Annotated in this window: 20 protein-coding genes; 8 read left to right on the top strand and 12 right to left on the bottom strand. The window is 55.5% G+C overall.

The window, feature by feature from the left end; all coding sequences use genetic code 11:
* Window positions 1-198: 198 nt before the first annotated feature.
* Both G523_RS18445 and G523_RS0107390 read right to left on the bottom strand, forming a co-directional pair.
* The gene (locus tag G523_RS18445) at window positions 199-2,268 is read right to left on the bottom strand and encodes a redoxin domain-containing protein (RefSeq protein ID WP_022694404.1); all 2,070 of its coding nucleotides are present in this window, start codon (window positions 2,266-2,268) and stop codon (window positions 199-201) included.
* Between the two features lie 102 nt (window positions 2,269-2,370).
* Window positions 2,371-3,096 carry a redoxin domain-containing protein gene (locus G523_RS0107390; RefSeq protein WP_022694403.1) on the bottom strand — a complete coding sequence of 242 codons (726 nt, stop codon included), beginning with the start codon at window positions 3,094-3,096 and terminating at the stop codon, window positions 2,371-2,373.
* A gap of 131 nt (window positions 3,097-3,227) precedes the next feature.
* Here G523_RS0107390 and G523_RS0107385 point away from each other — a divergent pair, with 131 nt between their 5' ends.
* Window positions 3,228-4,250 (top strand): ligase-associated DNA damage response exonuclease, encoded by a 1,023-nt coding sequence (locus tag G523_RS0107385; protein WP_022694402.1) that lies wholly within the window; start codon window positions 3,228-3,230, stop codon window positions 4,248-4,250.
* Window positions 4,251-4,314: 64 nt separating this feature from the next.
* Complete coding sequence (locus G523_RS0107380; protein ID WP_022694401.1) at window positions 4,315-5,286, top strand: S1 family peptidase; 972 nt, start codon at window positions 4,315-4,317, stop codon at window positions 5,284-5,286.
* Here the strand turns inward: G523_RS0107380 and G523_RS0107375 are convergent.
* A complete protein-coding gene (locus tag G523_RS0107375) occupies window positions 5,272-5,703 on the bottom strand; it encodes a PaaI family thioesterase (RefSeq protein ID WP_022694400.1) in 432 nt (143 codons plus the stop codon). The genes G523_RS0107380 and G523_RS0107375 overlap by 15 nt on opposite strands.
* Window positions 5,704-5,732: 29 nt before the next feature.
* Here G523_RS0107375 and G523_RS0107370 point away from each other — a divergent pair, with 29 nt between their 5' ends.
* Both G523_RS0107370 and G523_RS20205 read left to right on the top strand, forming a co-directional pair.
* Window positions 5,733-7,364: a cisplatin damage response ATP-dependent DNA ligase gene (locus tag G523_RS0107370; RefSeq protein WP_022694399.1), complete on the top strand. Its 1,632-nt coding sequence runs from the start codon at window positions 5,733-5,735 to the stop codon at window positions 7,362-7,364.
* Window positions 7,365-7,381: 17 nt separating this feature from the next.
* On the top strand, window positions 7,382-7,870 hold the full coding sequence (locus tag G523_RS20205) for a cupin domain-containing protein (protein WP_022694398.1): 489 nt from the start codon (window positions 7,382-7,384) through the stop codon (window positions 7,868-7,870).
* Here the strand turns inward: G523_RS20205 and G523_RS0107360 are convergent.
* Entirely contained in the window at window positions 7,867-8,364 is a 498-nt protein-coding gene (locus G523_RS0107360) for a TlpA family protein disulfide reductase (RefSeq protein WP_162141035.1), read from the bottom strand. The two genes, G523_RS20205 and G523_RS0107360, sit on opposite strands and share 4 nt — an antisense overlap.
* Window positions 8,365-8,513: 149 nt before the next feature.
* Here G523_RS0107360 and G523_RS0107355 point away from each other — a divergent pair, with 149 nt between their 5' ends.
* Both G523_RS0107355 and G523_RS18435 read left to right on the top strand, forming a co-directional pair.
* Window positions 8,514-9,341 (top strand): mechanosensitive ion channel family protein, encoded by an 828-nt coding sequence (locus G523_RS0107355; protein WP_022694396.1) that lies wholly within the window; start codon window positions 8,514-8,516, stop codon window positions 9,339-9,341.
* A 96-nt stretch (window positions 9,342-9,437) separates the two neighbouring features.
* Window positions 9,438-9,824, top strand: coding sequence for a hypothetical protein (locus G523_RS18435; protein WP_022694395.1), 387 nt, complete (start codon window positions 9,438-9,440; stop codon window positions 9,822-9,824).
* On the opposite strand, the gene G523_RS0107345 is transcribed toward G523_RS18435, so the two are convergent.
* Complete coding sequence (locus tag G523_RS0107345; RefSeq protein WP_027441539.1) at window positions 9,825-10,166, bottom strand: P-II family nitrogen regulator; 342 nt, start codon at window positions 10,164-10,166, stop codon at window positions 9,825-9,827.
* Window positions 10,167-10,527: 361 nt separating this feature from the next.
* Between G523_RS0107345 and G523_RS20200 the strand changes: the two genes are divergently transcribed.
* Together G523_RS20200 and G523_RS0107335 are read left to right on the top strand one after the other, a co-directional pair.
* Window positions 10,528-11,424 carry a response regulator gene (locus tag G523_RS20200; protein WP_022694393.1) on the top strand — a complete coding sequence of 299 codons (897 nt, stop codon included), beginning with the start codon at window positions 10,528-10,530 and terminating at the stop codon, window positions 11,422-11,424.
* The gene (locus G523_RS0107335) at window positions 11,421-12,383 is read left to right on the top strand and encodes a response regulator (RefSeq protein WP_022694392.1); all 963 of its coding nucleotides are present in this window, start codon (window positions 11,421-11,423) and stop codon (window positions 12,381-12,383) included. Before G523_RS20200 ends, G523_RS0107335 begins: the two co-directional genes overlap by 4 nt.
* Window positions 12,384-12,390: 7 nt before the next feature.
* On the opposite strand, the gene G523_RS0107330 is transcribed toward G523_RS0107335, so the two are convergent.
* From G523_RS0107330 to G523_RS18425, 7 genes are all read right to left on the bottom strand, one after another.
* A complete protein-coding gene (locus G523_RS0107330; RefSeq protein WP_022694391.1) occupies window positions 12,391-13,401 on the bottom strand; it encodes a zinc-binding dehydrogenase in 1,011 nt (336 codons plus the stop codon).
* A gap of 26 nt (window positions 13,402-13,427) precedes the next feature.
* A complete protein-coding gene (phoB, locus tag G523_RS0107325) occupies window positions 13,428-14,123 on the bottom strand; it encodes a phosphate regulon transcriptional regulator PhoB (protein ID WP_022694390.1) in 696 nt (231 codons plus the stop codon).
* Window positions 14,124-14,152: 29 nt separating this feature from the next.
* The gene (gene phoU / locus G523_RS0107320; protein WP_022694389.1) at window positions 14,153-14,839 is read right to left on the bottom strand and encodes a phosphate signaling complex protein PhoU; all 687 of its coding nucleotides are present in this window, start codon (window positions 14,837-14,839) and stop codon (window positions 14,153-14,155) included.
* 17 nt (window positions 14,840-14,856) lie between these two features.
* Window positions 14,857-15,675, bottom strand: coding sequence for a phosphate ABC transporter ATP-binding protein PstB (gene pstB, locus G523_RS0107315; protein WP_233347271.1), 819 nt, complete (start codon window positions 15,673-15,675; stop codon window positions 14,857-14,859).
* On the bottom strand, window positions 15,675-17,411 hold the full coding sequence (gene pstA / locus G523_RS0107310; RefSeq protein WP_022694387.1) for a phosphate ABC transporter permease PstA: 1,737 nt from the start codon (window positions 17,409-17,411) through the stop codon (window positions 15,675-15,677). Before pstA ends, pstB begins: the two co-directional genes overlap by 1 nt.
* On the bottom strand, window positions 17,398-18,588 hold the full coding sequence (gene pstC, locus G523_RS0107305; RefSeq protein ID WP_233347270.1) for a phosphate ABC transporter permease subunit PstC: 1,191 nt from the start codon (window positions 18,586-18,588) through the stop codon (window positions 17,398-17,400). Before pstC ends, pstA begins: the two co-directional genes overlap by 14 nt.
* Window positions 18,589-18,698: 110 nt before the next feature.
* The gene (locus tag G523_RS18425; protein ID WP_022694385.1) at window positions 18,699-20,168 is read right to left on the bottom strand and encodes an ATP-binding protein; all 1,470 of its coding nucleotides are present in this window, start codon (window positions 20,166-20,168) and stop codon (window positions 18,699-18,701) included.
* Between the last annotated feature and the right edge of the window lie 247 nt (window positions 20,169-20,415).

Below are 20,415 nucleotides of genomic sequence, written 5' to 3'. Positions count from 1 at the left end.
ATTACTTAAAATAGATTAACCCGCGTAAAATCGAAAGCATAAAATCGTTTTTTTCTTGCACTATAGGCGCCTATGCTTCGAAGAATAACGCCATCAGAAATAGAATATGATCTTCGACCTGATATTACCTTGAGGAATAAGAAAAGGGCGACGCAATAATGCGCCGCCCTCCACTGATCAGAAATTGTGCAATAAGGCCTATTGTTGACCGCGTGCACGCATCATCCGGTTCACCGTGACATATTCTTCCATGTCTACAGAGCCGTTTCCGTCAAGATCCATACGGCCAAAGCCGGCGCGCATACGGCTACCCAACATGCCCGTCAGCTCGTCTTCAGTGAGCTGTCCATCCATATTATCATCCATAGCGGTGAACATGCGCGTCTCGTTCATTTCAGCTGACTGGTGATCGAGACGGTTGTCCGTCGTCTCACCCACCCAGCGGAAAGACAGTGACGTATAGAGCATTTCTTCAAAGCTCTGCTCGCCCCATGTCACCTGAATGTTCGGATCAGGGTTCGCCGCATTGGCGCTGGAGTTGTCATAGACATAATCCGAGATCAGGCGCGATCCCGCAGGAATGGAGACCGGCTCTTCAAACTCGTATCCACGCTGCCAGTTAAAGTCATAGCGCGGCAGAGAAAGAAGCGTTTCTTCAGTTCCATCCGGATACTGGATACGCAGATCGGACGCATAGCCACGATAGTGTGCGTGCGGGAATGCCGAAATCAGCTCTGCGTCATACGGAAATTCCAGATAAGCCGTCTCGACGTGACGCGGCTCATTCGCTGGAATGTCGAGGCTTGCATCCAGAATTACGACAGTCCGGTTGAGAAGCTCCGGCTGTTCCTGGAAGTAGAAACCGATCTGTGTCTGATCCACGATCTCACGGCCCACAGGCGTGTAGTGCATCTGGAAGCCAATTGCGCCGCCTGCAGGGAATGGCACGCCGGAGTTTTCCTGCGCCACGGTAGATTCAGCACCCACAGCATAGCCGCCGGTTGAGAATTCCCAGAGCGATGTCGAACCGCGCCCATCTGCAGGGACTTCAGACATATAGCCAGACAGCACGTGGTGGACGACTTCGCGGTTGCCGGCTCGAACTGTCGTAGCACGCAGCCATGTATCTTCAGTCAGCGGATTTTCCACGACCGGATAAGCATAATCGACAACACCTGTTGCTGGCACGGTGTAGGCAGGAAGCGTCAGGATCAGATCCGGCTCACCAAGCGGCCAGTCCGGCGCATGCAGATCAAGACCGGCCAGTGGGTCTTCGCCCTCACCACGCGGTGCGCCAGCTTCAACCCAGTGAACCAGCGTCTGCGTTTCTTCGACAGTCAGGTCACGCGCATTATGGAATGTGCCGATAGACGGGTCAGCATGCCAGGGCGGCATACGATCCGTGCGAACCACTTCGCGGATCATCGGCGCCCAGCCCTGAATAGTCTCGTAATCGGTCATCGCCCAAGGGCCGATACCGCCCTCCTGGTGACACTCAGCGCAGTTCTCGCGCAGGATAGGCGCAATCTCTTCAGCATAAGAAATTTGCATATGCTCTGCCTGATTGCGCTGCTCCGGGAAGTTGATCATGCAACCAGCGCGAATAGCGGGTGCCTCAACCGTGACGTCTTCGCCCGCCAGCACCTGCGAAATAGCATCTGCCGCAAAGTGGTTGTTGGCTTCATTGCGCTGACGCTCATAAGTCTGACGATCATTCAGCGCGCCATAATAGACGACTTTGAAGCCCTGCGCCGGATCCAGCACGTAAACCTGCGCTGTACGGTCATAGCCCATGGACTCGCCGATCAGCTGGGTCACGTCATCAAGGATTGGCATATCAATGCCGTAAAGCTCGGCGTCAGCAGCGATCTCGTCACGATCATCCTGAATGTTGGAGTTGATCATGTAGAACTGAACGCCCTGATCCGCGAACTGGTCGCGCAGCGCTTTATAATCGGTAACGGCATTGCGCACGATCGGGCAGCCGACACCGTGCGTCATTAGCACCACCGCAGGAGCGTCTGCGTGGTAGAACAGCTCATGGCTGTCGCCGTTATGATCGATCAGGCGGAAGTTATCGATATATTCCGGCGGGCCGCTGACAGGCGTCGCAGCCGTCGCTATAACCATGCCATCATGACCGGAGTGATCCATGGCGGAATGATCCATAGCCGCATGGTCTTCTCCGCCTTCTTGCGAACATGCGCCCAGCAAAAGCGCAGTGAACGCAGTCGCGACAAGCAAATTGCCTCGTTTAAAAACAGCCATAAGGCTACCTCCCGTGTATTATTATCTGGAGGTAGCTATATCAAATGTAGTGCCCAACACTCAAGAGAAACCCGAGTAAAACACTAAAGAAAGGACAAGTGATCAGAGAAAGTTAATCATACATCCCGCTCTGATCGCAGGTGCCGTTACGGTAACCTCTTCGCCTGCCAGCATCTGGTTCAGAACCTCTGCTGCGAAATGATTCTGGGCTTCATTCCTTTGGCGCTCATAAGTCTGGCGATCATTGAGCGAGCCGTAATACATGACGCGAAAATCATCTGACGGGTCTAGCACGTAAATCTGGGCGGTACGGTCATACCCCATCTGACGGCCAACCGACTGATCTTCGTCATCCAGAATTGGCATGGTGATGGAATAAAGCTCAGCATCCGCGGCCAGTTCGTCAATGTCGTCCTGAATATTGGAATTGATCATGTAGAACGGGATACCCTGATCCTCGAACTGCGCAGCGAGTTCTTTGTAATCAGTCACGGCATTACGCACGATCGGGCACCCCACACCGTGCGTCATCAGAACGACTGCTGGTGCATCGGAATGATCACTCAGCGTATGCATCTGGCCGTCACTGCCCATCAGCGTAAAGTCAGCAACATACTCCGCGGCGCCATAAGACGGCGTATTCGCATTCGCCATTTCCATGCCTTCGTGACCGGAATGGTCCATAGAGCCGTGATCCATGGACGCATGGTCCATTCCATCATGGTTCATGTCGGCATGCTCGTCTGCACCCTGATCAGAACATGCCGCCAGCGCCAGCGCGGAAACCGCAGTCACGAATAAGAGCTTATATCGCTTCGTAAAAGACATTCGCCTTCCTCCCGTAATATTTATGAGAGTAGACTATATAAATAGTGCGCATGTTACTCAAGGTGTTAGCAGTGACACTTTACGTCACATGCAGGCAGGACACAGGCGCTGCGGCGCACTATATCTTGTTTATGCGCTCACCCGACCAGCTTCTGCATCCCACACCTGCGGGCCTCTATTGCCCGGTCGGTGATTTTTACATTGATCCGGTTCGCGCCGTTGATCGCGCCGTGATCACACATGGCCACGCAGACCATGCCCGCGCAGGGCACGGCACCGTGCTCGCAACTCCAGAGACCATCAACATCATGGCGGCGCGCTATGGCGAAAACTTCACGGCCAGGCGTCAACCAACCGAACTTGGCGAAGTGGTCAGCATAAACGGCGTGGATGTGTCGCTCGCACCGGCAGGACATGTGCTCGGCTCTGCGCAGGCTGTTGTTGAGCATAAAGGCCTTCGAATGGTCTGCACGGGTGATTATAAACGGCGTCAGGACCCGACCTGTACACCGTTCGAACCTGTGCCGTGCCATGTCTTTATATCCGAGGCGACCTTTGCCCTTCCCGTCTTCCGCCATCCGGATGACCGCGACGAAATCAGAAAACTCCTGCACAGCCTGACCACATTTCCCGACCGCGCCCATCTGGTCGGCGTCTACGCGCTCGGTAAAGCGCAGCGCGTTATCTCGCTTATCCGCGAGGCCGGTTATCACGACACCATCTACATTCATGGCGCACTGAAATCACTTTGCGACCTTTATGAGGATCACGGCATTTCGCTTGGCAACCTTGAACCCGCAACGCTCGAAAAAGGCGTCGCCAAAGAAGAGCAGGCCAAATTCTCAGGTAAGATCGTGATGGGCCCGCCATCCGCTTTCCGCGACAAATGGGCGCGACGTTTTCCTGACCCGATCACCGTCTTCTGCTCAGGCTGGATGCGTATCCGCCAGCGCGCAAAACAGAGCGGCGTCGAACTGCCGATTATCCTGTCCGACCATGCTGACTGGGATGAACTCACCCAGACCGTGCGCGATGTGAACCCGCAGGAAGTTTGGGTCACGCATGGCCGCGAGGATGCCTTATGTCGTTGGGCGGAACTTGATGGCTATAAAGCGCGTCCATTGCGTCTCGTCGGCTATGATGAGGACAGCTGAACCACATTAGTGAATTGACGACGGCGCGAGTTTGGCAAAAACTCTCCTGAAAGGAGATTGCCCGTTGAAACGCCTCGGCTTCGTTCTGCTTCTCACTGGCACAGTCATACTCGGCTCGGCCACGGCTGATGATGCGCGTATTGAGACGGACATACCGGAACACTACCTCCGGCTTGAAGGCAATTTCCATCCATGCGGACCAACGGCGACCGCAGAGGAACTCGCAAGCCCTGACTACCTGAAATATGAAGGCAAAATGGACGCCGCACCTCTGCCGGAGCTGCGCAACCGCTTTCGCCCACCTTCAGCGCGCGACCTGCCCGGCATTGTTAAAATGGAGCGCGAGACTGACACCGAAGACTTCGATGTCGCCTCCAGCCATTGCTCTGCCACGCGTATTTCAGAGAACTGGTTTCTCACCGCAGCACACTGCCTGACGGGCAGCTTTGACCGCATCGTCCTGCGCGCTAATTCACAGCAACTCTCCTCCAACGAAATCCAGCGCGTCGAAGTCGATTTTGCTGTCTGCCATGGCAGTTTTTCAGGCCAGACCGACAATTACCGGAACGACATCGCGCTCGTACATGTCGCAGACGATGATATAGATAGGCTGGTCAACGTACCGCCTGTTGCCTGGGGCCAGACTACACGGCCATTCTCTGAGAAATTCTATGAAACCGCCCGCGTCGGTGGCTGGGGGGCGCTCTCCTATTATGGAGAACTGGCCGACATGCTCCAGCGCGAGGAAATCCACATCATAGACGTGCTACCCGACCGTATTCGCGGTGCGACGCAGGTCTCCGGCGGCCCGTGCGTTGGCGATTCAGGCGGCCCGCTTATGGTGGATGATGAAAGCGGCCATCCGGTTATGATGGGCGTCCTCTCCACGCTCATGCCATCGGTCAGCGGCGAGATGTGTGCCGGCGTGTATGCGGTGAATTATGTAAACCTTGAAACGCAGCGCGACTGGATCAACGCCGTCATGGAAACCTGCGAGCTCGATGACGCGCTCTGCCGCCGGTCACTTTCTTACTGATAAAATTTTGAAACTCGCGCTGGCGCGCGCCACCACCGCGCCATCCGCCGTCACAAAACTATCGGCGAATGCGAGGCTTCCACCGGCTTTGACAAAGTGGGTATTCACCTCAAGCCACTGCCCCAATCGCGCAGAGCCGATGAAATCGGTTGTCAGGCTTACCGTGACGAGGCCAGACGTTTCTCGCCCTGCACCCTTAATCACCGCAACACAGGATAATACCATCGCGTTGTCGGCGAGGGTTGCGATGAGACCGCCATGCACCAAGCCCCGCGAATTGCAGTGCGGCTCACGCAAATACAATCCGATCCGCACGCGGTCAGACTCCCGTTTAGAAAATAACGGCTCCCATGGATCGGTAAGCGCCGATTTACGAAAGTGAGGCTCGAAGCCTTCCGGCGGAATTTGTTCTGTCATTCTGTCTCCCTGAACTTATCTTAGAAGGCATGCAGGCCTTTTCCCAGCTTCTTGATAGTCTGATCCTCACACCGGGGCGGAACGCAAAGATTACGCTCCTTTGTGACTATTTCGCACGAACGCCTGATCCGGCGCGAGGCTGGGCACTCGCGGCCATTACAGGCGAGCTGGACCTGAAAACCATCAAGCCCGCCATGATCCGCGTACTGGTCTCCGAACGCATGGATGAAGAGCTGTTTCGTCTCTCTTATGAGTATGTCGGTGACCTTGCCGAAACGGTGAGTCTGGTCTGGCCAGAAACGCATGGCACCAACTATTCGCCCACACTGGATGAGATCGTCGAAACGGTTCAGGACACGCCGAAAGCCAAAGCGCCAGAGCTTATCGCGCACTGGCTGGACAGGCTTGGCGCGTCTGAGCGCTGGGCATTGCTAAAGCTCGTCACCGGCGGACTGCGCATCGGTGTATCTGCGCGCCTTGCCAAGCAAGCATTGGCGAAGTTTGGAGGCGTAAAAGCTGGAGAGATTGAAGAGCTCTGGCACGGACTTGATGCGCCCTATGAAGATCTATTCGCATGGCTTTCAGGTGACGGCGAGAAACCCGCACCTGATATGAGCGGCGCGTTCAGGCCCGTTATGCTCGCCCATCCGCTGATCGCCAAGAAAGACCGGGATGATCCGGACGCTATCAACCCTGACATGATCACACCTGAAGCGTTTGCCGCCGAATGGAAATGGGATGGCATTCGCGTACAGGCCGTTAGCGAGAATGGTGTGCGCCGCCTCTATACGCGCACGGGCGATGATATCTCTCACACCTTTCCGGACGTCGTTGCCGCGATGGAATTTGATGCCGTTCTGGATGGCGAACTTCTGGTCAGAAAACCGGATGGCCATGTCGCCCCGTTCAACGATCTTCAGCAGCGCCTGAACCGGAAAACCGTCTCGAAAAAGATGCTGACTGAGCGGCCTGCCTTCATACGCGCTTATGACATTCTCCATCATGGCGAAGAGGATTTGCGCGCCCTCACCTTCCGCGAACGCCGCGCAAAACTGGAAGCGCTGCTCGAAGCGCCTCCGACCGACCGGTTTGATGTATCGCCTCTGGTAGAGGTCACGGATGCAGCAAGCCTCAACGCACTACGCAACGCCCCGCCCCAGCCCGAAATTGAAGGCCTGATGCTGAAACGCTGGGAGTCGATCTACGAAGCCGGCCGTCCGAAAGGCCCATGGTTCAAATGGAAGCGCGATCCCTTCCTGATTGATGCCGTGATCATGTACGCACAGCGCGGCCATGGCAGACGATCCGGTTACTTCTCGGATTTTACTTTTGGTGTCTGGGCTGAAACCGATGACGGACATGAGATCACCCCTGTCGGCAAAGCCTATTTTGGCTTTACCGATAAGGAACTCAAAGAGCTCGACAAGTTCGTTCGGAACAACACAATCGACAGGTTTGGCCCCGTTCGCATGGTCAAGGCCACCCGCGAAGAAGGCCTTGTCGTAGAGGTCGCATTTGAAGGCCTGAATGCCTCACCGCGGCATAAATCCGGCGTCGCCATGCGCTTTCCGCGCTTCAACCGGATACGCTGGGATAAGCCCGCCGCAGAGGCCGAGACACTTGATGGCCTGAAAGAATTTCTGAGCTATAGTGAGGCCTGACTTCGGGAGGGGCCAAAATGATAACAACCAAGCTTCTTATTCCGGCTGCAGCGCTGTTTATGTCCGCATCTGCCTTTGCGCACAGTGCGCAGTCCGATCATGCACATGACGCTGAATTCGACACGGTGACAGAACCGGAACTGACCGACGGGCGCCCGACAGCGCCAGGTTCACATATGATGCTGCAGGCCGCGATTGAAGCCGCGGACGGGCTGGAAGTCATCATCTCCGACGTGATCATCCCGCCAAATGCCAGCGTTCCGCTGCATGAACATCCGGGCGAGGAATTCCTCTATGTGATTGAAGGGTCTGCGCTTCACCGTCAGGAAGGCATGGACGATATGTGGCTATCTGCCGGTGACGCGTTCGTCATCACACCCTATGCCGCGCACTCACCGATTGGCGGGCCGGCTGGCGCACGCGCCATTGTCTTCCGTGTTCATGTTGAAGGTCAGCCGGAGCGCATCCTCATTGATGCAGAGACTGGCGAACCGCTGGAGGATTAGCGCCCGGTCAGAAATCCGACGAGCTGGTCTGCGGTCATGCGGCCACACGCCACCTGCCCCAGACGTCCGTCGGGACTGATCAGATACACGCATGGCGTGCCCGGCGTATATTGAAGCGCTGATAGAAGCTCGCGGCTCGACTGATAGGCTGGAATGCTCGTGCTGTACTCTTCCAGTTCACGCAGCAGCGCAGGCACACTGCCATTGCGTGAGACTGCAGCAACCTGAAGCCATGGCGCGCGGTCGCGTTGCAACTCTTCAATGTCGCGAAACTGGATAGCGCACCACGGACAGCCCGGCTGGAAGAGCACGACAAGCGTGATGTTTCCCGAATAGCTCGCAAAAGATGGCGCTTCGTTCAGCGACGTCGCGCCAAGCGTATAGATGCCTTCAGCGCTCTGCGTAGCGGGAATAACCGCCGCCTGCTGGGCAGATGATGGCTGGCCAAAATTCAAAACCAGCGCCGTGGCAATCAAACTCAACACCAAACGCACAATACGACCTCCATGCCAGCACTTAAGCCTAGCAGAGATCAGTTAAGAAACAGACCAGCAAACACAGCGCAAAAATTTGAGCCTGCCTTTTGCAAAACGACACAAACTCGCGTTAACCAGAGCAGGTAAACCAATCATAGGAGTTCAGAATGGAATTCGACCCTCAGGCAATTTGGGACCAGTACGGTGTGCTGATCGTAAATGGCGCACTGAACGTAATCGGTGCGATCATCCTCTTGATCATCGGTCTGCGCATTGCCGGCTGGCTGGCGAGCGTAGTTCGCACTCAGGCAGAGAAACGCGAAAATGTAGATAATACGCTCGCTAACTTCTTCGCCTCAATCGTTCGCTGGGGTGTCACAGCCGCAGTTGTTATCGCCGTCTTCGGCGTTTTCGGAATTCCTGTCGCTTCTTTTGCTGCCGTGCTCGGTGCTCTGACCCTTGCAATCGGTCTGTCCATGCAGGGCGCGCTTGGCAATATCGCTTCTGGCGTGATGATCATGCTGTTCCGTCCATACAAGCTCGGTGACTTTATCGAAGTATCAGGCGTGTCCGGTTCTGTAAAAGACATCAACCTGTTCCAGACGGTTATCGCGACGCCGGACAACAAGAAGATCATGATCCCGAACGGTCAGGCGATTGATGGTGTCATCACCAACTATTCCGGCTACACAACACGCCGCTGCGATATCGTATTCGGCATTGATTATGACGATGATTTCGACAATGCGATCGCCATCCTCAAAGAGATCATTGCCGCTGACGAGCGCATTCTGAAAGATCCGGAACCGTTTGTGCGTGTGACCAATCTCGGTGACAGCTCTGTCGACATTACCTGCCGCCTCTGGTGTCAGTCTGGCGACTACTGGCCGATCAAATTCGACATGCTGGAAAAAGTGAAGAAGTCCTTCGATACGCAGGGCGTTTCCATTCCTTACCCGCACACAACTATCGTCAAGAAAGACGCTGCGGCGTAAGCCCTGCAAAATCAATTTCCATAAAGGCCGCCGCTCTGGCGGCCTTTTTTCTGCCGCGCTCCGCCCTTACCTATAAGTCATCGCGGAGAGTAAGGTATGTCAGAGACCACAAACACCCAGCCCCCACCGGACTTCCCTCCATTTCCGGAGGAAGCTCAGGCGCCGCCACCTGTAAGCACCCAGACACCCGCACCGAAGCCGAAGCGTCCACTACTTGCGCGCATCTTTGCAATTAAGTTCTGGGGAGCTATCCGACTTCTAGCGCTCTGCGTGCTCGTCGGTCTGATCATGCAGGTTGGCGATTTCGCACAGGATCCCGGCCAATTCTCGTTCGTAAGCTTCCTGCAGGATGTCTGGCAGAGCATGCTCGCAGGGCTATTCTGGGTGATCAGCCATGGTTGGAAGCCCGCCCTGCTTGGTGCGCTCGTCGTACTTCCAATCTGGGTGTTGTGGCGGCTGTTGAGCCTGCCCTTCAGGCGCTGATTAGATCAGCGCCTTCTCGTCACGTTCGCCAGTACGAATTCGTACGGCGCCAGAAAGTGAGGTGACGAAGATTTTGCCGTCACCGATTTTGCCGGTTTCAGCCGTCTGTGTGATCGCCTGAAGCGCGGTTTCCAGCATTGTAGATGGGACCGCCACTTCGATCTTCACCTTCGGAATTTCTTTTACTTCGTATTCCGCGCCGCGATACATCTCTGTCTGACCGCGCTGACGACCAAAGCCTGTCACCTGACTTGCCGTAATCCCCGTAACGCCGAGTTCTGCGAGTGCCTCGCGAACCGCTTCATATTTGTGCGGCCGGATGATGGCTGTGATCAGGCGCATCGGAAATTCCTCTTCATGAACAAGCCCAAGATAGACAAGACGACGGATCGCCTCTGAACGAGACGGCAGATCATCCTGACCACGACGCCAGGCATCAACCTTCTGTCCGAACTCTTTTGAAGCGACCAGCTGAATACGCTGGTCCAGTTTTTCACTATCAGACACGACTAAATCTCTTGAAACTAACTAAAATACACTTTGATCAACTTACACACCTTCATTCATTTTGCAAGGTGGCTTGCCCTGTAATTGCCCGCTTCTAACGGCCGCGTTGATTTCTTTAAAATTTGATCGTCTGGCGTTGATGAATATTCACCCCGCTCTGGCAGTAAGGGATGATCGAACATCCGGGCAGGACGGTATGACCAAAGACACTGGTAAAATGAAGAAGCACTACAATCCCTCCGAAATCGGGATTGTACTGGGTGAGTCCAACAACTATGCGCGCGCTATGATCAATGAAGTGCTGCGTAATATGGGCTTCATCAAAGTTTATCCCGCAGCATCTGCCTCGGAAGTCATTGAGGCTATCAATGTCTGGCATCCCCGTGTCGTGATCACCGAAAACCTGCTGCCTGACATGAACGGCACCGAGATGGTTCGCCGTATGCGCCACAATGATGTTGTGTCTGACCGCAGCGTGCCTGTGATCATGATCACCAGCGACCCGCGTGTAGAAACCGTCAAAGAAGCACGCATCGCTGGCGTTGACGAGTTTGCAGCCAAACCGATCTCTCACGCGACCATCAAGGAACGTCTTGATGAGGTGATCCTGCGCCCTCGCCCGTTCATTGAAGGCAAAAACTATATCGGCCCATGCCGCCGCCGTAAGCGGAAGCTGGAATATCGCGGCCCGCTGAAACGCCTGTCTGACCCGCTGGACGCAACCGATCAACAAGCTGACCGCGAATTCCATCAAAACATGCTGGTACAGTGTGCTGAACGCCTGACATCACTCGCAAAATCTATCGACCCACGTGACCGTGGCGGTGTGCGTACGCTCTACAATACCGCCAATGAAGCCAACGATATTGCGAAAAAAATCGAGGATGAAGCCCTCGAACTCGCGACCGTTTGTGTCGCCCGCTACATTGAAGGCGTCGGTGCAAGCGGCGCACTTCAGGCGCAGGTGATCTCCGCCCACATGGATGCAATCCGCCTGCTTCTATCTGCGAAAGGCGGAAAATCGCACGCCCGGCTCGAAATCGCTCAGGGCCTCGAAAAAATCGTTAAACGTAAACTTCGCGAAGCAGCATGACCGGTTCAGTATTGTCCCCCGCCCGGATTCCGCGTGAGTTCGTACCAGAAGAAGTACGCATCCTCATGCTTGAAGACAGCATTCACTCCCGATCTGTAATGATGGAGGTGTTGCGCGGCATCGGCATCCAGAATGACCACGTAATGAGCCGGAATGCGCTCGAATTTCTTCAGGAAGAAAATTACAGCTTTCCAGCTGACATTGTGCTGATCATTCATTCGCAGGAGAATCCGGTTGATCTGAGCCTGATACAGAAGCTGAGGCGCCTGCCGAACCCAATGCTATCGGAGCGCCCGTTTATTTATCTGTCTGCGATCGCAACGATGACCAATATTCGCGGCGCACGTGATGCAGGTGCAGATGAATTCGTCATGCGTCCTGTCTCCTCCAGCCAGTTGCAGAAAAAGTTTCGCGCCGTGATCGAAGCCCCACAAGTCTTTGTATCGACTAATAAATATATCGGTCCGTGCCGTCGTCGACAGGAAGATCTGGAGCCGCCTCGGCGTCGAACAGAAGACGGTCGAAAAAATAAAGAAGAAGGCCGACCGGAAGCTGCCGGCGCCGAAGAGCTGAAATTCGCGGTCAACGAGCTTCTCAATTCGGACTTCGCGCCAGCCCCGATGCGCCAGAGCATGACCGACCGTGTTCGGGCCATTGCCACCCGCACCATGCAACAGTCTATCGAACAAGGTGACACCGCGCTTCATCAGACGGCGACGGCGGTGCGTTTTTATCTCGATGGCATTGAGGGCAAGGAAGATCCTGAAGCCCACGTACTTGAGATCAGCATCCACGCGCTCACCCAGCTCTCCGTCCTGCCTGATACTGATGTTGAAGCTCGCAAATCCGTTGGCACACTGATGACAGTAGCCGTTCAGAAGAAACTGGCCGCCTACCAGAAACGACGTCGCCAGGTGTCTCGCACGCCAGCAATCACTCAAAAACGCCAATCCGGCTAGGACCTCGTCAGGTCGTCAGAACGATCTTGCCGATCACATCACGACCCGTCAGCATACCAAGGCCCCTAGCCGCTTCATCCAGCGGAAGCTCTGCGTGAATGCGTGGACGGATAAGCCCGTCTTCGGCCCAGGCCTGAACCTGCGCCATGTTTTCGCGCCCCTTCTCAGGAAATCTGCGGCCATATTCACCCGCGCGAACGCCAACGACGGAAAACCCTTTGATCAAAGGGATATTGGTTTTGATTTCGGCGATACGGCCCGACATGAAGCCGATGACGAGAAGGCGACCATCAAACGCGATACACCGCGTGGATTCGTCAAACACATCGCCGCCAATCGGGTCGAAAATGACATCTGCGCCGCGTCCATCGGTCAGCTCTTTCACCTTCTCACGGAAGCCATCGCGCAGATTGAGCACATAATCTGCGCCAGCTTGCCGGATGGCATCCATCTTGGAGTCGCGCCCTGTCGTGGCGATGACAGTCGCGCCGAGCAGTTTGCCGACCTCAATCGTCGCCATACCGACGCCGCCACTTGCGCCATGCACCAGAAGGGTTTCGCCCGCTTCAATGCGTGCCCGACGAACGAGAGACACATAAGCTGTAAGATAAGCAGCGCCGAAGGCTGCACCTTCTGCATAACTATAGGCCGCTGGAACCGGCCTCAGCCCATCTTCCGATGCGATCACAAATTCGGCAAACGCCCCTGTCTTGGCCCCGCCGCAGACACGGTCACCAATCTTCCATCGGGTCACGCCCTCGCCCGTTTCGACCACATCGCCGGCAAACTCCATGCCCACGGTGAAAGGTAACTCCGGCTTAAACTGGTATTTGCCCTGACACATCAGAATGTCAGGAAAATTGAGGCTCGCCGCGCGTACCGCAATTTTCACTTCTCCCGCTTTTGCAACGGGCTCTGCTATTTCAGTCAGCGATGCGCCAGACAAGTCTTCACTTATTGTGTTGCAGACGAAAGCTCTCATACGGCCCGTTCCTCCCAGACCGTTATCTGTGATCATTTCACCTGAAAGGCAAATGTAAGCGTCTAAAGGTCTTTCGGCGGAACGAAAGAATATCCGGCAGAGCGTACGGTGCGGATCAGGTCCACGTCAGAATGTTTGTTCAGCGCTTTACGCAGGCGGCCAATGTGAACATCTACCGTGCGCGCCTCAACATACACGTCTGCACCCCAGACAGAATCAAGAAGCTGCTCACGCGAGAAAACTCGTCCCGGACGCTGAATCAGATAGTCCAGAAGGCGGAACTCCGTCGGGCCGAGATGCAGCTCCTGTCCATCACGCATGACTGTATGCGACGAGCGGTTAATCTCAACGCCAGCGCAGCTCAGCACGTCTTCAGCAAGGCCCGGACGGATACGACGCATGACCGCGCGAATACGCGCCATCAGCTCGGTGGTGGAGAATGGCTTGGCGATATAGTCGTCCGCGCCGGTATCAAGGCCGCGAATACGGTCAGATTCTTCGGTACGTGCTGTCACCATAATGATTGGCAGATTGCGCGTCTCAGAGCGTGACCGGGTCTGGCGGCACACTTCAATGCCCGTCACTTTCGGGAGCATCCAGTCCAGCAAAAGCAGGTCCGGCGCACGCTCTTTCATCATGACCAGCGCTTCTTCCCCGTCCTTTGCAACGCCGACTTCATAGCCTTCACGTTCCAGATTGTAGCGCAGAAGCTCAATCACCGGATCTTCGTCTTCAGCGACCAGAATGTAAGGTGTCATCGTATTCCCCATACTCACACAATTTCCGTCTATTCGAGGTCCGGCAATTTCGGACGCGCCATAGGCATGTCCTCGCCGGTCACAAAGAAATGAACCACTTCAGCGATGTTGGTGCAGTGATCACCAATCCGCTCGAGATTTTTAGCGATGAATAGAAGATGCGCGCCCTGCGATATTTTGCGCGGGTCTTCCATCATATAGGTGAGCACCTCACGGAACATGCTGTTATAGTGCTCGTCGATCTCTTCATCATGCTGCCAGACATTTATCGCTTCCTGCGCACTCTGGGTGGCATAAGCATCAAGAACCGTATTCAGCTGCATGCGAACAGCGCGCGACATACGCTCAACGCTTTTTTGTCCGGTTGCGCCGTGTTCTACACCCATTGCGATAAGGCGTTTGCAGACATTCTTTGCAAGATCGCCAATGCGTTCCAGATCGTTGGAAACTTTCAGCGCCGCGATAATTCCGCGAAGGTCCTGTGCGACCGGCTGGCGAAGTGCCAAAAGACGCGTAATCTCGCGTTCGAGACGGGTTTCCAGCGCATTCACGTCAGCGTCACGCTGGATCACGCTTCGCGCCAGTTCGCTGTCGCCGCGCGCAAACGCCGTCGCCATATCCGTGATCATCGCCTCGGCCATACCGCCCATACGCAGGACGTCACTGGTCAGAGCGTTGAGTTCACTGGTGAAGGCTTTGAGTGTGTGCGATGGCACTTTTCGTCTCCTGAAATCTAGCCGTAACGGCCGGTGATATAGTCATGCGTGCGACGGTCACGCGGATTGGTGAAAATCTGTTCGGTCGTGCCCGTTTCTATCAGCTTACCACGATCAAAGAAGGCCGTATTCTGCGAAATCCGGGCCGCCTGAGACATAGAGTGGGTCACAATTACGATACAATAATTCTGGCGCAGCTCGTCGATCAGCTCCTCAATGCGCGCTGTCGCGATCGGATCGAGCGCCGAGCACGGCTCGTCCATGAGAATGATTTCCGGATTGATCGCGATGGCCCGCGCGATCACGAGACGTTGCTGCTGACCACCGGAAAGCGATGTGCCGGGCTTATGCAGCCCGTCTTTGACCTCATCCCAGAGACCGGCGCGGCGAAGGCTCGTCTCGACAATGTCTTCCAGTTCGGCGCGCGTTGCAGCAAGCCCGTGGATCTTCGGTCCGTAAGCGACATTCTCGAACACGGTTTTCGGGAACGGGTTCGGTTCCTGGAAGACCATTCCGACGCGCGCCCGGAGCATAACAGGGTTCACGTTGCGCGCTGTGACATCTTCCTCATCAATCCGGATGTCACCCGTCACCGAGCATCCGGAAATCGTATCATTCATGCGGTTGAGACAGCGCAGGAAGGTGGACTTCCCGCAGCCGGACGGACCGATAATCGACATTACGGACTTGTCCGGAATGTCTATATTGACGCTATCAATCGCCATCGCGCCGTCATAGCTGACAGTCACATCACGAACACGCACCTTTACGGCTTGCTCTTGCGGGGCGGCTCCGGCGTGGGCTGGAGCTGCAGATGGCAGGATCGGATCGCTCATCATTTCTCATACCTCAACCGCATCAACACCGCCAAACCGTTCAGCACCAACATGACGAGCAGCAGGATAATGATCGCAGCAGACGTCATCGGTTCCCATGCCCGTTCAGCGCGTGTGGACCATTGGAAAATCAGAACCGGCAGCGCTGTCGCGCGGTCTGTCGCGCCCTGCGGCATCTCTGCGACGAAGGCCACCATGCCGATTAGAAGCAGCGGCGCGGTTTCGCCAATCGCCTGGGCCAGACCGATGATCGAGCCAGTCAGAATGCCCGGCGCAGCCATCGGCAGAACATGGTGATTGACGGTTTGAAGACGTGTTGCGCCCATAGCAAGAGCAGCCTGTCTTACGCTACCTGGCACAGCACCCAGCGCGGCGCGCGATGCAATGATGATCGTCGGAAGTGTCATTAGCGCCAGCACAATACCACCCACGAGCGGCCAGCCGCGGCCAAGCCCGCCACCCAGACGGAATACCCCGTCCACAAACGGGATCGGAATGATCACGCCATTCACAAAGATCGCTGCGCCCAGAAGACCAAAGACAATAGACGGGATCGCGGCCAGATTATTGATGTTCACCTGAACAAAACTCGTCCAACGGTTACGCGGCGCGAACTCTTCCAGATAAATCGCAGCCGCAATGCCCACGGGTACGGCCAACCCCATCGTCACCAGAATGATCATGATCGAGCCAACAAGACCGGACAAGACGCCTGCAAACTCGGCATCCGAAGAATCGGCATTGCTGAAAAGGGCGCCATTAAAGTGCGTGCTGATACGGCCCGCCGTCTGGAAACGCTCGAGGACGACAATCTGCGCATCCGGAATGGAGCGCTGGGATTCTGGCTGCTCGATGACCAGAATTTCGCCGCGCTGACGGTCAGGGTCCAGACCGGAAATCACCGGCTCTACTTCTATCATCCTGCCTGAAATAGAGACTGCTTTCATCCAGCCCTCACCGGATCGGAACAGGACGCTCGGCGTAAACTCGTCCAGCACAAGGCTCTCAGCGTTGATACGCGCTTCAAAGTCTGACAGGCGCGCTTCAATCAGCTCGACTCTGTGTTCAGCCCCGGCCAAACGCATAGCAAGCTGGCGATCACCCGGCGCCGCTTCCGCCTGACGCGCGAGCCCATCACGCATGCGCAATGCAGGCTGGTACTCACGGTGACGAATGGTGGATACCTGTTCGCGGTGCCAGCGCTGGATCACCTGTATCGCGCCAGAAAAGTCGCTATCGATGCGCGAACCTTCCTGATCAAAACCAAGCCCGTCAAACCGATGCACGGGTGTTGCGAGGCCTTTAAGATACCGGTCTGCCTCATCGGACACAGGCACACGAACTGGGTAAGTTGCGGACAAATCCACACCGGAGGTTTGCAGCGTCTCTGTAATGTCTCCGGCAGCCAGACGGCTGACCAGTTGGGACATTTCAATTCGCACATCACGGTCGGCCGGATCGCCCGCCATGTTCTGAACAGCGCTGCGAATGCTGCGATACACCGAACGCGAGTCCGTATCTGTCAGCTGCAAATCGAGCGACACCTCGTGGCGGCTGAAGGCGGTGCGTGCTTCAAAGGTAATCGAGACGAGCAATGTCACCAGAAGCGCTAGCGCGATGAAAATGGCCAGCAGTCCATAATAACGGAAACGCTGGTCAGCGCGGCTGCGTTGCTTCATCCGTTTCAGGAATGCCGGATTTTGCGAAATCGGTGTGTTGAGATCAGAGGCCTGCATAACGCTTCCTCTGTCTGTCTACGATCCACTGGGACACAAAATTGAAGAAGAGTGTCACGACAAATAAGGCCGCGCCAAGCGCAAAAGCAGAGAGCGTACGCGGATTGTCGAATTCAGGGTCGCCTGTCATCAGCGCAACGATCTGAACCGTAACGGTGGTGATGTCTTCGAACGGGTTGGCCGTCAGATTCGCCCGCTCCCCCGCAGCCATCACAACGATCATCGTCTCGCCAATGGCGCGGCTGGTTGCCAGCAGCATGGCGGCCATCAAGCCGGGAAAGGCGACTGGCAAGACAATGTGCTTCATCATTTCAGCGCGGGTTGCCCCAACGCCGAGCGCGCCATTTTTCAGCTTTTTCGGCACCGTCCTCAGTACATCGTCAGATAGAGACGAGACGAACGGGATGATCATAATGCCCATCACCAGCCCTGCCGCGAGCGCGCTTTTCGGCTGGGCCGTCAACACATCCATGCCGCCATTCAGCGGACGCAGAACATCATTCACCGCAAGCCCGAGCTGGCGCACAAGCGGCGCAACGACAAGGATTGCGAAGAAGCCGTATACGACTGTCGGAATACCGGCGAGAATTTCAAGAACCGGTTTCAGAACGCGGCGCTGTCTCGGGCTGGCATACTCCGACAGGTAAATTGCACAGAACAAGCCAACTGGCGCGGCGATCAAAAGCGCGATGAAGGCAATAAAGAAGGTACCGAAAAAGAGCGGCACCGCGCCAAAGGCTGCAGAGGTTTGCGCGCTCCATTCAAGGCCGAAGAAGAACTCGCTCGCACTTACGCCATCGCTGGCGAAGAACCGGGCGGTCTCAAAAATGAGCGACAGCACAATCCCAAACGTCGTCAGCACGGCAACGCCTCCGCTGGCCATCAGCATCCACTTTATCAACCGCTCTACGCGTAACTGCATGGAGACTTCCGGTCTGATCTGCATGCAGGTGTAAATCGCGCCTGCGACAGCAATCAGGGGCAGACCTACCGCCACCACATCCGGTCGAATTGGGAAGAACCAGGCGATCAGACCAGCCAGCATTGTCGGCGCTAATGCCCCCAACGCACAATACCAGCCATAATAGACCGACAGGGATGACAGCTGACGAGAGTGCACGCGCGACAACCGGGCCGCCTGAAGGCGTCCGGCTAGAAATGCAGTGAAGACGATCAATACGACCGCCGCAAATATGTTCTGCGCTATTGGCATGCACACACTAAATCAGGGTCCGAAAGCGCCGGAACCTAACATCGCTTCACGACGTTTTTATTTCAGTATGCCGATTAGTTTTCACTTAGATCTGAAGTGATATTTTCGCTTTTCGAATCAGTAGCTTGAGCGATCATAGGCAGCCAGATTCCGAAGGCAGAACCTCGCCCTTCTTCACTTTCCACCATAAGTCCGCCGCGGTGACGGGATACGATGTGCTTCACAATCGCAAGGCCGAGCCCGGTTCCGCCGACGCTTCGGTCACGCCCTTCATCAACCCGGTAGAACCGCTCACCAAGTCGCGGAAGGTGTTCACGCGGAATACCGTCGCCCTCGTCACTAACACGGAAGACGGCAAACTGCGCATCTGGCTCGGTCCGGTTCTGAACGATGGAGATACGCGCAGCATTCGGCCAGCGACGCCCTGTAAAGGTACGGGCCTGCTCGATCGTCAGCCCTGCTGAAATTTCTACACGCACAGTGCTACCGGCTGGCGAGTATTTCATCGCATTGTCGATCAGGTTCTGGATGACCTGCACGAGTTCATCACGGATCGCATAGACAGGTGCTTCGTCAGCAGAGCGAATCAGCTCCAGCTCAGTGCCCTTCTCTTGCGCGACAGGTGCGAGCGCTTCGACACCTTCGGTTACGATATGCGCCAGATCAACACGCTGGTTAGGGCGAAGATGCTCGTTAAGTTCGATACGGGACAGAGACAAAAGGTCGTGAATCAGGCGACGCATACGCTCGGTCTGACCATACATGATCTCAAGGAAGCGGTCCCAGGATGCCGGGTCATCTTTGGCCGGACCGCGCATTGTTTCGATGAAGCCTGCAAGCGAAGTCAGCGGTGTGCGAAGTTCATGACTCGCATTGGCAAGGAAGTCTGCGCGAGCCTTTTCTGCGCGGCGAAGCTCGGTCAGCTCGTCCAGCGCGATCAGAACAAGGTCCTCACCTAGCAGGGTGAGCTTTTTGATTTCCACACGGAAGAATTGATCCGGTGTGCCCGCAATTTCGATCTCTAATGGATCAGGCTGTGCGCCACGCGCAATCTGCTCGAGACGCTCAAGCACATCCGGCCGGCGGATAATCGGCGAACCGAGACCATGCTTAGGCAAACGGAAGACCTCGCCAGCCATCTGGTTGCTGGCAATAATTCGACCATCAAAGCCGCAAATCAGAGCAGGCTCAGGGTAGGCAGTTAGAATGGAGATCAGGTCTTCACGAACCTTCGATACCGAGTAGGAGGATGCGCTTTCACGCAAGCTCTGAGGTCGCGCGATGTCGGGTGATTCGGCATTGCCGCGCCCACGTGCATCCGGCTCGGTCGAAAGAAAGTATGCAATGCCTGCGAAACAGAAGATGAGAAGCGACACCAGAACTTCAGACAGAACCAGCGAGCCTGACATAAACATAATCAGAAGAATCAGCAGGCAAATCAGAGACATAACGCCAAAGTCACGCACGCGATGACGGCCCTCTGGAGGAGGCGCTGGTGCTTTCGCCGGTTCAGGCGGGGCGTCGATGTTTTCGTTCAGACTCAAATCCGGCTCGTTTTATATCTGCCTATGTCATTCAAATGGCACAGTGCCCGTTTATTTCTCAGAACAACGTATCAGCATGATGACAACCTGAAATAATTTATCTCTCGTATAGAAAACAACGGGCGATTGACCTAACTCTCATACCAAAACAGAAATATACATCGTATAGTTATATTGTTTTGCGATAATTTTTTGTTGACAGTCAGAAATGTCGGGTCTAAATCGCTGACTTAAATCGGAGTTAGGA

The organism is Ponticaulis koreensis DSM 19734 (assembly GCF_000420665.1).
Taxonomy (GTDB): Bacteria; Pseudomonadota; Alphaproteobacteria; order Caulobacterales; family Hyphomonadaceae; genus Ponticaulis; species Ponticaulis koreensis.
The sequence above is the reverse complement of the archived record's forward strand: the minus strand, read 5'-3'. Positions and strand labels throughout refer to the sequence as shown.